The sequence below is a fragment of the Klebsiella terrigena genome, assembly GCF_012029655.1.
Taxonomy (GTDB): domain Bacteria; phylum Pseudomonadota; class Gammaproteobacteria; order Enterobacterales; family Enterobacteriaceae; genus Klebsiella; species Klebsiella terrigena.
The window spans coordinates 422,184-434,688 of record NZ_CP050508.1 but is presented as its reverse complement, the minus strand read 5'-3'; the positions used below and the strand labels follow the sequence as shown (position 1 = coordinate 434,688).

Here is a 12,505-nt window from a genome sequence, read left to right as displayed (position 1 = left end):
TTTACTTGGAGTAAAGCTCGACGATCAGGTGTTCGTTAATGTCCGCAGACAGATCAGAACGTTCCGGCTGACGCTTGAACGTACCTTCCATCTTGCCAGCATCAACTTCCAGCCAGGTTGGCTTTTCACGCTGCTCAGCCAGCTCCAGAGCGGCTTTCACGCGAGATTGCTTTTTCGCTTTCTCACGAATGCTGACGACGTCGTTCGCTTTAACCTGATAAGAAGCGATGTTAACAACACGACCGTTTACCATGATAGCTTTATGGCTAACCAGCTGACGTGATTCAGCACGAGTTGCGCCGAAGCCCATACGGTATACAACGTTGTCCAGACGACCTTCCAGCAGAGCCAACAGGTTTTCACCGGTGTTGCCTTTCAGACGTGCTGCTTCTTTATAATAGTTACGGAACTGACGCTCCAGCACACCGTACATACGGCGAACTTTTTGCTTTTCACGCAACTGCACACCATAGTCAGACAGACGCGGTTTACGCGCACCGTGCTGGCCAGGAGCTTGTTCAATTTTACACTTGGTATCGATCGCGCGAACGCCAGACTTAAGGAACAGGTCTGTGCCCTCACGACGGCTCAGCTTGAGCTTAGGACCCAAATATCTTGCCATTTTCTTTCTCCAACAATCCTAGAAACGAGCGCGTTATACGCGACGTTTTTTCGGCGGACGACAACCGTTATGAGGGATCGGAGTCACATCAGTAATATTAGTGATGCGGAAACCAGCGGCGTTCAGAGCACGAATAGTAGATTCGCGACCCGGACCCGGACCTTTGACCATAACTTCCAGATTCTTGATGCCGTATTCTTTTACGGCTTCAGCGCAACGCTCTGCTGCAACCTGAGCTGCAAACGGAGTTGATTTACGCGAACCACGGAAACCGGAACCACCGGCTGTTGCCCAACCCAGTGCGTTACCCTGACGATCAGTGATGGTAACGATGGTGTTGTTAAAAGACGCATGGACATGAGCCACGCCATCAGAGACTTGTTTTCTTACACGCTTACGTGCACGAACTGGTGCCTTTGCCATTATTCAATCACCCCGATTATTTCTTGATCGGTTTACGCGGACCCTTACGGGTACGTGCGTTGGTCTTAGTACGCTGACCGCGAACCGGAAGACCACGACGATGGCGTAAACCACGATAGCAACCAAGGTCCATCAGACGCTTGATGCTCAGGGTGATTTCACGGCGCAGATCACCTTCAACGACAAATTTACCTACTGCTTCACGCAGAACTTCAATTTGTTCTTCAGACAGCTCACTGATCTTAACATTTTCAGCGATACCCGTGTCAGCACAGATGGCTTTAGAGCGGGTCTTGCCGATACCGAAAATAGCAGTTAATGCGATTACGGTATGTTTGTGATCAGGAATGTTAATGCCTGCTATACGGGCCACTATGCACTCCTACTATTTAATATGTACGCACCATGCTGAAAAGCCCGTTTTCAGGATACTCAAATGGAAACGCACAGACATACAAAAGATTGGCTGGCTAATCTAGCCAGCTCAATCCAACTTTGCAAGAAAAATATGCGAATAAATCAGCCTTGGCGCTGTTTATGCTTTGGCTCGGCACTGCAAATCACACGGATGACACCATCACGCTTAACGATTTTGCAGTTACGGCATAATTTCTTGACGGAAGCACGAACTTTCATTTTTACTCTCCGTAACTTCTCAGGCGACCAGTTATCGGCCGTAGCCTTTCAGGTTCGCCTTCTTCAATGCAGACTCGTACTGACTCGACATCATCAGAGTTTGCACTTGAGCCATAAAGTCCATAATCACGACGACAACAATTAGCAGCGAGGTTCCACCGAAGTAGAACGGCACCTTCATTGCATCACGCATGAACTCCGGGATCAGGCAGATAAAGGTAATATACAGTGCACCAACCAAAGTCAGGCGAGTCATTACTTTATCGATATACTTCGCCGTTTGCTCTCCCGGACGAATTCCTGGTACAAATGCACCGGACTTCTTCAGGTTATCTGCTGTTTCACGCGGGTTGAAAACCAAAGCCGTGTAGAAGAAACAGAAGAATATGATTGCAGACGCATAGAGTAACACATAAAGCGGTTGCCCAGGCTGCAAATACAGCGAAATTGTTGTCAGCCAGTTCCAACCGGTACCGCCCCCGAACCATGACGCGATGGTCGCAGGGAACAGAATAATACTGGAAGCGAAGATTGCAGGGATTACACCCGCCATATTCACTTTCAGCGGCAAATGTGTGCTCTGTGCAGCATAGACGCGACGACCCTGTTGACGCTTCGCGTAGTTCACCACAATGCGGCGTTGACCACGTTCAACGAATACAACAAAGAAGGTCACGGCAAACACTAATACTGCAACCAATAGCAACAGGAGGAAGTGCAGGTCGCCTTGACGCGCTTGCTCGATAGTATGGGCGATGGCCGGCGGGAGACCCGCAACGATACCAGCGAAGATAATGATCGAGATACCGTTACCGATACCACGTTCAGTAATCTGTTCGCCGAGCCACATCAGGAACATAGTTCCTGTGACCAGACTTACAACAGCGGTGAAATAGAATGCAAAGCCCGGATTCATCACCAGGCCCTGCATACCAGGCATATTCGGTAGACCGGTAGCAATACCGATCGACTGGAATATCGCCAGCACCAGAGTACCGTAGCGGGTGTACTGGCTGATCTTACGACGACCAGACTCCCCTTCTTTCTTCATTTCTGCTAACGGCTGATAAACAACCGTCAACAGCTGGACAATGATCGATGCCGAAATATACGGCATGATGCCCAGGGCAAAGATAGAAGCACGGCTGAGGGCACCACCAGAGAACATGTTAAACATTTCAATGATAGTACCTCGCTGTTGCTCAAGCAGTTTGGCAAGTACAGCGGCATCAATACCAGGGATCGGAATAAAAGAACCAATACGGAATACAATCAGCGCACCGATAACAAACAAAAGTCTGCGTTTCAGTTCGCCAAGTCCACCTTTGGCACTTTGAAAATCTAATCCCGGTTGCTTAGCCATCTGCTACTTATTCCTCAATTTTACCGCCAGCAGCTTCGATAGCAGCACGAGCACCTTTAGTCACGCGCAGGCCACGAACAGTTACCGGACGAGCTACCTCGCCAGAAAGAATCACTTTCGCGAACTCAATCTGAATACCGATAATGTTAGCTGCTTTCAGCGTGTTCAGGTCGACTACATCGCCTTCTACGTGAGCCAGATCGGAGAGACGAATCTCTGCAGTGATCATTGCTTTACGAGAAGTGAAGCCGAATTTCGGCAGACGACGGTACAGAGGCATCTGACCGCCCTCGAAACCGCGACGTACGCCACCGCCAGAACGAGAGTTCTGACCTTTGTGACCACGACCACCGGTCTTACCGAGGCCAGAACCGATACCACGACCCAGGCGCTTACCCGCCTTTTTAGAGCCTTCGGCCGGAGACAGAGTATTTAAACGCATCTCTTACTCCTCAACTTTAACCATAAAGGAAACCGCGTTGACCATACCACGAACAGCAGGAGTATCCTCGCGTTCTACGGTGTGACCAATACGACGCAGACCCAGGCCAAGCAGCGTTGCCTTGTGTTTCGGCAGACGACCGATTGCACTGCGGGTTTGAGTAATTTTAATAGTCTTTGCCATGGTTTATTTCCCCAGAATTTCTTCAACGGATTTACCACGCTTGGCAGCGACCATTTCTGGAGAATTCATATTTTCCAGGCCATCAATAGTTGCACGAACCACGTTAATCGGGTTGGTGGAACCATATGCTTTGGCCAGAACGTTATGAACTCCAGCAACTTCCAGAACGGCGCGCATTGCACCACCGGCGATGATACCGGTACCTTCGGAAGCTGGCTGCATGAATACACGAGAACCCGTGTGAACACCTTTAACCGGGTGCTGCAGGGTGCCGTGGTTCAGCGCGACGTTAATCATATTGCGACGGGCTTTTTCCATCGCTTTCTGGATCGCTGCTGGAACTTCACGCGCTTTACCGTAACCAAAACCTACGCGACCGTTACCGTCACCAACTACAGTCAGAGCTGTGAAGGAGAAAATACGACCACCTTTAACGGTTTTAGATACGCGGTTAACCGCGATCAGCTTTTCCTGCAGTTCGCCAGCTTGTTTTTCGATGTGAGCCATCTTACACCTCTACCTTAGAACTGAAGGCCAGCTTCACGGGCAGCATCTGCCAGTGCCTGGACACGACCATGATATTGGAACCCGGAACGGTCAAAGGAAACATCTTTGATGCCTTTTTCCAGAGCGCGTTCAGCGACAGCTTTACCCACAGCTGCAGCCGCGTCTTTGTTACCGGTGTACTTCAGTTGTTCAGCGATAGCTTTTTCTACAGTAGAAGCAGCTACCAGAACTTCAGAACCGTTCGGTGCAATTACCTGTGCGTAAATATGACGCGGGGTACGATGTACCACCAGGCGAGTTGCACCCAGCTCCTGGAGCTTGCGGCGTGCGCGGGTCGCACGACGGATACGAGCAGATTTCTTATCCATAGTGTTACCTTACTTCTTCTTAGCCTCTTTGGTACGCACGACTTCGTCGGCGTAACGAACACCCTTGCCTTTATAAGGCTCAGGACGACGGTAGGCGCGCAGATCTGCTGCAACCTGACCGATCACCTGCTTATCAGCGCCTTTCAGCACGATTTCAGTTTGAGTCGGACATTCTGCAGTGATACCTGCCGGCAGCTTGTGTTCAACAGGATGAGAGAAACCTAAAGCCAGGTTTACTACATCCCCTTTAACCGCTGCACGATAACCTACACCAACCAGCTGAAGCTTTTTAGTGAAGCCTTCGGTAACACCGATAACTACTGAGTTAAGCAGGGCACGCGCGGTACCAGCCTGAGCCCAACCGTCTGCGAAACCATCACGCGGACCGAAAGTCAGTGCATTATCTGCATGTTTAACTTCAACAGCATCGTTGAGAGTACGAGTCAGCTCGCCATTCTTACCTTTGATCGTAATAACCTGACCGTTGATTTTTACGTCAACGCCGGCAGGAACAACGACCGGTGCTTTAGCAACACGAGACATTTTTTCCTCCGATTAGGCTACGTAGCAGATAATTTCGCCACCAAGACCAGCTTGGCGCGCTGCACGATCAGTCATAACACCTTTAGAGGTAGAAATAACTGCGATACCCAGACCCGCCATAACTTTCGGCAGCTCATCTTTACGTTTGTAGATGCGCAGACCTGGGCGGCTGACACGCTGAATGCTTTCTACAACAGCTTTACCCTGGAAATACTTAAGAGTCAGTTCCAGTTCCGGCTTGATGTCGCCTTCAACTTTAAAATCTTCAATAAAGCCTTCTTCCTTCAGCACGTTGGCAATTGCCACTTTCAGCTTGGAGGAAGGCATGGTGACCGCAGCTTTATTCGCGGCCTGACCGTTACGGATACGGGTCAGCATATCCGCGATCGGATCTTGCATGCTCATCTGTCTTTACTCCCGTGATTCAATTGGTGACAATTACCAGCTAGCCTTTTTCAGACCCGGGATTTCACCGCGCATAGCGGCTTCACGGACCTTAATACGGCTCAACCCGAACTTCCGCAGGAAACCATGCGGACGACCTGTTTGACGGCAGCGGTTACGCTGACGAGACGGGCTGGAATCACGCGGCAGAGTCTGCAGCTTGAGAACAGCATTCCAACGATCTTCGTCGGTTGCGTTCACATCAGAGATGATAGCTTTCAGTTCAGCGCGTTTAGCGAAGAATTTATCAGCTAAAGCCACGCGCTTTACTTCGCGTGCTTTCATTGATTGCTTAGCCATTAAGTAACCCTACCTTACTTGCGGAACGGGAAGTCAAAGGCAGCCAGAAGAGCGCGGCCTTCTTCATCAGATTTCGCAGTAGTGGTAATGGTAATATCCAAACCACGAACGCGGTCGACTTTATCGTAGTCGATTTCTGGGAAGATGATCTGCTCACGGACACCCATGCTGTAGTTACCACGACCATCGAATGACTTAGCGGACAGGCCACGGAAGTCACGGATACGCGGTACAGCAATAGTGATCAGGCGCTCAAAGAACTCCCACATGCGTTCGCCACGCAGGGTTACTTTACAGCCGATCGGATAGCCCTGACGGATTTTGAAGCCTGCAACTGATTTGCGTGCTTTGGTGATCAACGGCTTTTGACCGGAGATTGCTGTCAGATCCGCTGCTGCGTTATCCAGCAGTTTCTTGTCAGCGATCGCTTCACCAACACCCATGTTCAGGGTGATCTTCTCGACCCGAGGGACTTGCATGACAGAATTGTAGTTAAACTCAGTCATGAGTTTACCAACTACTTCGTCTTTGTAGTAATCATGCAGTTTCGCCATCGTACTACTCCAAATTACTTGATAGTTTCGCTGTTAGACTTGAAGAAACGGACTTTTTTGCCGTCTTCGAATCTAAAGCCTACACGGTCAGCCTTGCCGGTTGCCGCATTGAAGAGTGCAACGTTAGAAACCTGAATTGCAGCTTCTTTTTCAACGATGCCACCTGGTTGGTTCAGGGCCGGAACCGGCTTCTGATGTTTCTTAACCAGGTTGATACCTTCAACAATGAGCTTGCCGGAAGACAAGACATTCTTAACTTTACCGCGTTTACCTTTATCTTTACCGGTTAACACGATAACTTCGTCATCACGACGGATTTTCGCTGCCATGATTCGCTCCTTAGAGTACTTCTGGTGCCAGAGAGATAATTTTCATGAACTTCTCGGTACGAAGCTCACGAGTTACCGGCCCAAAAATACGCGTACCGATGGGCTGCTCGCTGTTATTGTTGAGAATAACGCATGCATTACCATCGAAGCGAATGACAGAACCGTCCGGGCGACGAACACCCTTCTTGGTGCGCACCACTACCGCCTTCAGCACATCACCTTTTTTGACCTTACCACGCGGAATTGCTTCCTTGATGGTGATCTTGATGATGTCGCCTACGCCTGCGTAGCGACGGTGCGAGCCACCCAGAACCTTGATACACATTACGCGACGTGCACCGGAGTTGTCGGCGACGTTCAGCATAGTCTGTTCTTGGATCATTTTAGTGCTCCGCTAATGTCAACTACTACTGAGACCCAAAATCGAGCCGTTAAATATCCCCATATCGAGGGCGCGGCATTATAACACCGGAAATCGGATATGGGTAGAAAAAATAAACGGCTCATCGCTGAGCCGTTTATCCGTTGAGAATACGGCTCTATTACAGAACCGCTTTCTCTACGACGCGAACCAGCGTCCAGGACTTAGTCTTGGACAGCGGACGGCATTCGTGGATTTCGACCACGTCACCAATACCGCATTCGTTGTTCTCGTCATGTACGTGCAGTTTGGTCGTACGCTTGATGAACTTACCGTATACCGGGTGTTTCACCACACGTTCGATAGCAACAACGATGGATTTCTCCATTTTGTTGCTAATTACACGACCTTGCAGAGTACGGATTTTATCGGTCATTACGCACCCGCCTTCTGAGTCAGTAAAGTCTTAACGCGTGCAACATCACGACGCACTTGCTTCAGCAGATGAGTCTGTTGCAGCTGGCCACTTGCAGCCTGCATACGCAGGTTGAACTGCTCACGCAGCAGGTTCAGCAGCTCAGCGTTCAGCTCTTCAACGCTTTTTTCACGCAGCTCTTTTGCTTTCATTACATCACCGTCTTAGTTACAAAGGTGGTTTTGATCGGCAGTTTCGCTGCTGCCAGGCCGAATGCTTCACGGGCTAGCTCTTCCGGTACGCCGTCCATTTCATAAAGGACTTTACCCGGCTGAATCAAGGCAACCCAGTACTCCACGTTACCTTTACCTTTACCCATACGAACTTCCAGCGGCTTCTCGGTAATCGGTTTGTCCGGGAAAACACGGATCCAGATTTTACCTTGACGCTTAACTGCACGGGTCATAGCACGACGTGCTGCTTCGATCTGACGTGCAGTCAGACGACCACGGCCAACAGCTTTCAGACCGAAAGTGCCGAAGCTAACATCCGTACCCTGCGCCAGACCACGGTTGCGGCCTTTGTGCACTTTACGGAATTTTGTACGCTTTGGTTGTAACATCAGCGACGCTCCTTATTTACGGCCTTTACGCTGCTGCTTTTTAGGTTGAGCAGCCGGTTCCGGTTGTTCAACAGCAGCCATACCACCCAGGATCTCGCCTTTGAAGATCCATACCTTAACGCCGATTACACCGTAAGTGGTGTGCGCTTCAGAGGTGTTGTAGTCGATGTCAGCACGCAGAGTGTGCAGCGGTACGCGACCTTCACGGTACCATTCGGTACGTGCGATTTCCGCGCCGCCCAGACGGCCGCTAACTTCAACTTTGATACCTTTAGCGCCCAGACGCATTGCGTTCTGTACAGCACGCTTCATAGCACGACGGAACATAACGCGACGTTCCAGCTGTGAAGTGATGCTATCAGCAACCAATTTAGCGTCCAGTTCTGGCTTACGAACTTCGGCGATGTTGATCTGTGCAGGAACGCCAGCGATATCCGCTACGACCTTGCGCAGTTTTTCTACGTCTTCGCCTTTCTTACCGATAACGATGCCCGGGCGAGCGGTGTGAATAGTCACACGAATGCTCTTAGCCGGACGCTCGATAACGATACGAGATACGGACGCTTTAGCCAGTTCCTTAGTCAGGAACTGACGTACTTTAAAATCGCTGTCCAGGTTGTCAGCGAATTCTTTGGTGTTCGCGAACCAGGTAGAGTTCCATGGTTTGACAATACCCAGGCGAATACCATTAGGATGTACTTTCTGACCCATTGCTAGTCTCCAGAGTCTCAGCGATCGGACACAACCACAGTGATGTGGCTGGTGCGCTTCAGGATGCGATCTGCACGACCTTTCGCACGCGGCATAATGCGCTTCATGCTCGGGCCTTCGTCTACGAAAATTTTCGTAACTTTCAGATCGTCAATGTCAGCGCCATCGTTGTGTTCAGCGTTAGCAATGGCAGATTCCAGTACCTTCTTGACCAGTACAGCAGCTTTCTTGTTGGTGTAGGTCAGAATATCCAGGGCCTGCGACACTTTCTTACCGCGAATCAGGTCAGCTACGAGGCGAACCTTCTGAGCAGAAGAACGAGCATGGCGATGTTGAGCTAAAGTTTCCATCTCTTCCTCCTACCTTATTTCTTCTTCGCTTTTTTATCAGCAGCATGGCCGCGATAAGTACGAGTCGGTGCGAATTCACCCAGTTTGTGACCAACCATTTCGTCGGAAACAAATACTGGAACGTGCTGACGACCATTATGGACAGCGATGGTCAAACCGATCATGTTAGGAAAGATCGTTGAACGACGGGACCAAGTGCGCAGGGGCTTCTTGTCTCCGCTTTCCACCGCTTTCTCTACCTTCTTCAGCAAGTGCAGGTCAATAAAAGGACCTTTCTTGAGAGAACGTGGCATGGCTTATCCTCTAAAATTATTTGCTACGGCGACGTACGATGAATTTATCAGTACGCTTGTTGCTGCGGGTCTTCTTACCTTTGGTCTGCAGGCCCCACGGGGAAACCGGGTGCTTACCAAAGTTACGACCTTCACCACCACCATGTGGGTGGTCGACTGGGTTCATCGCAGTACCGCGAACGGTAGGACGAATACCACGCCAGCGTGCAGCACCTGCTTTACCCAGAACGCGCAGCATATGCTCAGCATTGCCAACTTCGCCCAGAGTAGCGCGGCAGTCTGCTTCGACTTTACGCATTTCACCAGAACGCAGACGCAGGGTGACATAAGCACCATCACGAGCAACGATCTGAACGTAAGTACCAGCGGAACGTGCCAGCTGACCGCCTTTACCTGGTTTCATTTCTACGTTATGAACGGTAGAACCAACCGGGATATTGCGCATCGGCAGGGTGTTGCCTGCTTTGATTGCAGCATCAACGCCAGACTGAATCTGGTCGCCAGCTTTCAGGCCTTTAGGGGCCAGGATGTAACGGCGCTCGCCATCTTTGTACAGAACCAGCGCGATGTTCGCGGAACGGTTCGGATCGTACTCAAGACGCTCAACAACTGCCGGGATACCATCTTTGTTGCGTTTGAAGTCAACAATACGGTAAGCCTGCTTGTGGCCACCACCGATATGACGGGTGGTGATACGGCCATTGTTGTTACGACCACCGGATTTGCTGTTTTTTTCCAGCAACGGAGCAAAAGGTTTGCCCTTGTGCAGCTCAGGGTTAACCACTTTAACAACGTGGCGACGACCCGGAGATGTCGGTTTACATTTAACAACTGCCATTGTATTACTCCTCCGACTTACTCAGCGCCGCCAACGAAGTCCAGATTCTGGCCTTCCTTCAGGGTGACGTAAGCTTTTTTCCAGTCGCTACGACGACCGATACGCTGTCCGTGACGTTTAACTTTCCCTTTAACTACCAGGGTGTTAACGACTTCGACTTCGACTTCAAACAGTTTCTGCACAGCAGCTTTGATTTCTGCTTTAGTCGCGTCTTTAGCAACTTTGAGAACGATGGTGTTTGTTTTTTCCATCGCAGCAGACGCTTTTTCAGAAACGTGCGGTGCACGCAGCACCTTCAGCAGACGTTCTTCACGAATCATGCCAGCATCTCCTCAACTTGCTTAACAGCATCAGCAGTCATTACGACTTTGTCGAAGGCGATCAGGCTAACCGGGTCGATACCAGTTGCATCGCGTACGTCAACCTTGTGCAGGTTGCGCGCAGCCAGGAACAGGTTCTCGTCCAGCTCACCGGTGATGATCAGCACATCTTCCAGAGCCATGTCTTTCAGTTTCTGTGCCAGCAGCTTAGTTTTAGGCGCTTCTACAGAGAACGTCTCGACAACGATCAGACGATCCTGACGTACCAGTTCGGACAGAATGCTTTTCAGCGCGCCGCGGTACATCTTTTTGTTAACTTTTTGACTGTGGTCCTGCGGGCGAGCAGCGAAGGTTACGCCACCGGAACGCCAGATCGGGCTCTTGATAGAACCTGAACGCGCACGGCCGGTACCTTTCTGGCGCCACGGCTTTTTGCCTGAACCAGTTACTTCAGCACGAGTCTTCTGAGCACGAGTACCCTGACGAGCACCAGCTGCATAAGCAACTACAACCTGGTGAACCAGCGCTTCGTTGAAATCACGACCGAAGGTAGTTTCGGAAACAGTCAGCGCGCTCTGCGCGTCTTTCAATACTAATTCCATTGCTATCCCCTTACGCCTTCACAGCTGGTTTAACGATCAGGTCGCTACCGGTAGCACCCGGGACCGCGCCTTTAACCAGCAGCAGGTTGCGCTCAGCGTCAACACGTACTACGTCCAGGCTCTGAACAGTGACACGTTCGTTGCCCAGCTGACCTGCCATTTTCTTGCCTTTGAACACTTTGCCCGGAGTCTGGTTCTGACCGATAGAACCCGGAACGCGGTGAGACAAGGAGTTACCGTGCGTAGCATCCTGAGTACGGAAGTTCCAGCGCTTAACGGTACCAGCAAAACCTTTACCTTTAGAGGTACCGGTTACGTCAACTTTTTTAACGTCAGCAAACAGTTCAACGCTAATGCTCTGACCTACGGTGAATTCTTCGCCATCAGCAAGACGGAATTCCCACAGGCCGCGGCCAGCTTCAACGCCAGCTTTAGCGAAGTGACCAGCTTCCGGCTTGGTTACACGGTTAGCTTTTTTAGCACCGGTGGTAACCTGAATTGCGCGGTAACCGTCGTTAGCCAGGTCTTTAACCTGTGCAACACGGTTTGCTTCAACTTCGATTACGGTTACTGGGATAGAAACGCCATCTTCAGTGAAGATGCGGGTCATACCCACTTTTTTACCGACTAAACCAATCATTGTTTCAACCTCTCAATCGCTCGATGACCTGATTAACCCAGGCTGATCTGCACGTCTACACCGGCAGCCAGATCCAGACGCATCAGAGCATCAACGGTTTTCTCAGTTGGCTCAACGATGTCAACCAGACGCTTGTGAGTGCGAATTTCGTACTGATCGCGCGCATCTTTGTTGACGTGCGGAGAGATCAGAACGGTAAAGCGCTCTTTGCGGGTCGGCAGCGGGATCGGACCACGGACCTGCGCACCAGTGCGCTTGGCAGTCTCGACGATTTCCGCGGTTGATTGATCGATCAGACGATGATCAAACGCTTTAAGACGGATACGGATTCTTTGGTTCTGCATGAGACCAGAGCTCCAATTATTTATAGACGAAATGATTACTCCTCATACCCATTACGATTGATGGGAGAGTGTAACCGTTCTTACATAGTTCCCCGATTGGGAACATTGTTTGATAGCTAAAAGCTCTATCGGGGTTCATATCGAACCGGCCTGCCAATTTTGACAGGCCCGCGCATTATACGCAAAATCGGACCCAACACAAGGGCTGCGTAGAAAATCATCATTTATATTTGCGAGGCTGCTGGAGAAAGCGGTGTTGCCGGCTGAAAAATAGCAAACTGAGTGGATTGCCGCG

The 12,505-nt window shown here is 50.4% G+C and carries 26 protein-coding genes; all 26 read right to left on the bottom strand.

Annotation, left to right across the window (positions count from 1 at the left end; genetic code table 11):
- Nucleotide 1: 1 nt before the first annotated feature.
- The 26 genes from rpsD to rpsJ all read right to left on the bottom strand — a co-directional run bounded on the left by rpsD (nt 2) and on the right by rpsJ (nt 12,210).
- Complete coding sequence (gene rpsD / locus HCK03_RS02050; RefSeq protein WP_004868345.1) at nt 2–622, bottom strand: 30S ribosomal protein S4; 621 nt, start codon at nt 620–622, stop codon at nt 2–4.
- 33 nt (nt 623–655) lie between these two features.
- Nucleotides 656–1,045, bottom strand: a complete 390-nt coding sequence (rpsK, locus tag HCK03_RS02045) for a 30S ribosomal protein S11 (RefSeq protein ID WP_004138423.1) — start codon at nt 1,043–1,045, stop codon at nt 656–658.
- 16 nt (nt 1,046–1,061) lie between these two features.
- Nucleotides 1,062–1,418: a 30S ribosomal protein S13 gene (rpsM, locus tag HCK03_RS02040; RefSeq protein WP_041142962.1), complete on the bottom strand. Its 357-nt coding sequence runs from the start codon at nt 1,416–1,418 to the stop codon at nt 1,062–1,064.
- Nucleotides 1,419–1,564: 146 nt separating this feature from the next.
- Nucleotides 1,565–1,681, bottom strand: coding sequence for a 50S ribosomal protein L36 (gene rpmJ / locus HCK03_RS02035; protein WP_000868187.1), 117 nt, complete (start codon nt 1,679–1,681; stop codon nt 1,565–1,567).
- A gap of 31 nt (nt 1,682–1,712) precedes the next feature.
- On the bottom strand, nt 1,713–3,044 hold the full coding sequence (gene secY / locus HCK03_RS02030) for a preprotein translocase subunit SecY (protein WP_041142963.1): 1,332 nt from the start codon (nt 3,042–3,044) through the stop codon (nt 1,713–1,715).
- Nucleotides 3,045–3,051: 7 nt separating this feature from the next.
- Nucleotides 3,052–3,486, bottom strand: a complete 435-nt coding sequence (rplO, locus tag HCK03_RS02025; protein WP_041142964.1) for a 50S ribosomal protein L15 — start codon at nt 3,484–3,486, stop codon at nt 3,052–3,054.
- A gap of 3 nt (nt 3,487–3,489) precedes the next feature.
- The gene (gene rpmD, locus HCK03_RS02020) at nt 3,490–3,669 is read right to left on the bottom strand and encodes a 50S ribosomal protein L30 (protein WP_001140434.1); all 180 of its coding nucleotides are present in this window, start codon (nt 3,667–3,669) and stop codon (nt 3,490–3,492) included.
- A gap of 3 nt (nt 3,670–3,672) precedes the next feature.
- Nucleotides 3,673–4,176: a 30S ribosomal protein S5 gene (gene rpsE, locus HCK03_RS02015; RefSeq protein ID WP_004106339.1), complete on the bottom strand. Its 504-nt coding sequence runs from the start codon at nt 4,174–4,176 to the stop codon at nt 3,673–3,675.
- Nucleotides 4,177–4,190: 14 nt separating this feature from the next.
- Entirely contained in the window at nt 4,191–4,544 is a 354-nt protein-coding gene (rplR, locus tag HCK03_RS02010) for a 50S ribosomal protein L18 (protein ID WP_000358960.1), read from the bottom strand.
- A gap of 9 nt (nt 4,545–4,553) precedes the next feature.
- On the bottom strand, nt 4,554–5,087 hold the full coding sequence (gene rplF, locus HCK03_RS02005) for a 50S ribosomal protein L6 (protein WP_041142965.1): 534 nt from the start codon (nt 5,085–5,087) through the stop codon (nt 4,554–4,556).
- Nucleotides 5,088–5,099: 12 nt separating this feature from the next.
- Entirely contained in the window at nt 5,100–5,492 is a 393-nt protein-coding gene (gene rpsH / locus HCK03_RS02000) for a 30S ribosomal protein S8 (protein WP_004106343.1), read from the bottom strand.
- Between the two features lie 33 nt (nt 5,493–5,525).
- Nucleotides 5,526–5,831 (bottom strand): 30S ribosomal protein S14, encoded by a 306-nt coding sequence (gene rpsN / locus HCK03_RS01995; protein ID WP_002919667.1) that lies wholly within the window; start codon nt 5,829–5,831, stop codon nt 5,526–5,528.
- Between the two features lie 14 nt (nt 5,832–5,845).
- Nucleotides 5,846–6,385: a 50S ribosomal protein L5 gene (gene rplE / locus HCK03_RS01990; protein ID WP_041142966.1), complete on the bottom strand. Its 540-nt coding sequence runs from the start codon at nt 6,383–6,385 to the stop codon at nt 5,846–5,848.
- Nucleotides 6,386–6,399: 14 nt separating this feature from the next.
- Nucleotides 6,400–6,714, bottom strand: a complete 315-nt coding sequence (rplX, locus tag HCK03_RS01985; RefSeq protein ID WP_041142967.1) for a 50S ribosomal protein L24 — start codon at nt 6,712–6,714, stop codon at nt 6,400–6,402.
- 10 nt (nt 6,715–6,724) lie between these two features.
- The gene (rplN, locus tag HCK03_RS01980; protein WP_002919748.1) at nt 6,725–7,096 is read right to left on the bottom strand and encodes a 50S ribosomal protein L14; all 372 of its coding nucleotides are present in this window, start codon (nt 7,094–7,096) and stop codon (nt 6,725–6,727) included.
- Between the two features lie 160 nt (nt 7,097–7,256).
- Nucleotides 7,257–7,511: a 30S ribosomal protein S17 gene (gene rpsQ / locus HCK03_RS01975; protein ID WP_041142968.1), complete on the bottom strand. Its 255-nt coding sequence runs from the start codon at nt 7,509–7,511 to the stop codon at nt 7,257–7,259.
- Nucleotides 7,511–7,702 (bottom strand): 50S ribosomal protein L29, encoded by a 192-nt coding sequence (gene rpmC / locus HCK03_RS01970; protein WP_002919754.1) that lies wholly within the window; start codon nt 7,700–7,702, stop codon nt 7,511–7,513. Before rpmC ends, rpsQ begins: the two co-directional genes overlap by 1 nt.
- Nucleotides 7,702–8,112: a 50S ribosomal protein L16 gene (gene rplP / locus HCK03_RS01965; RefSeq protein WP_002919759.1), complete on the bottom strand. Its 411-nt coding sequence runs from the start codon at nt 8,110–8,112 to the stop codon at nt 7,702–7,704. The genes rpmC and rplP overlap by 1 nt, the downstream gene beginning before the upstream one ends.
- 12 nt (nt 8,113–8,124) lie before the next feature.
- A complete protein-coding gene (gene rpsC, locus HCK03_RS01960) occupies nt 8,125–8,823 on the bottom strand; it encodes a 30S ribosomal protein S3 (protein ID WP_002919766.1) in 699 nt (232 codons plus the stop codon).
- Between the two features lie 17 nt (nt 8,824–8,840).
- On the bottom strand, nt 8,841–9,173 hold the full coding sequence (gene rplV, locus HCK03_RS01955; RefSeq protein WP_000448832.1) for a 50S ribosomal protein L22: 333 nt from the start codon (nt 9,171–9,173) through the stop codon (nt 8,841–8,843).
- A 14-nt stretch (nt 9,174–9,187) separates the two neighbouring features.
- Nucleotides 9,188–9,466 (bottom strand): 30S ribosomal protein S19, encoded by a 279-nt coding sequence (rpsS, locus tag HCK03_RS01950; protein ID WP_001138115.1) that lies wholly within the window; start codon nt 9,464–9,466, stop codon nt 9,188–9,190.
- Nucleotides 9,467–9,482: 16 nt separating this feature from the next.
- Nucleotides 9,483–10,304 carry a 50S ribosomal protein L2 gene (gene rplB / locus HCK03_RS01945; RefSeq protein ID WP_041142969.1) on the bottom strand — a complete coding sequence of 274 codons (822 nt, stop codon included), beginning with the start codon at nt 10,302–10,304 and terminating at the stop codon, nt 9,483–9,485.
- A 17-nt stretch (nt 10,305–10,321) separates the two neighbouring features.
- Complete coding sequence (gene rplW / locus HCK03_RS01940; protein WP_004868363.1) at nt 10,322–10,624, bottom strand: 50S ribosomal protein L23; 303 nt, start codon at nt 10,622–10,624, stop codon at nt 10,322–10,324.
- Nucleotides 10,621–11,226 carry a 50S ribosomal protein L4 gene (gene rplD, locus HCK03_RS01935; protein ID WP_015960716.1) on the bottom strand — a complete coding sequence of 202 codons (606 nt, stop codon included), beginning with the start codon at nt 11,224–11,226 and terminating at the stop codon, nt 10,621–10,623. The genes rplW and rplD overlap by 4 nt, the downstream gene beginning before the upstream one ends.
- A gap of 10 nt (nt 11,227–11,236) precedes the next feature.
- Nucleotides 11,237–11,866: a 50S ribosomal protein L3 gene (gene rplC / locus HCK03_RS01930; RefSeq protein ID WP_004868374.1), complete on the bottom strand. Its 630-nt coding sequence runs from the start codon at nt 11,864–11,866 to the stop codon at nt 11,237–11,239.
- A 32-nt stretch (nt 11,867–11,898) separates the two neighbouring features.
- Nucleotides 11,899–12,210, bottom strand: a complete 312-nt coding sequence (gene rpsJ, locus HCK03_RS01925; RefSeq protein WP_001181005.1) for a 30S ribosomal protein S10 — start codon at nt 12,208–12,210, stop codon at nt 11,899–11,901.
- Nucleotides 12,211–12,505: the final 295 nt, after the last annotated feature.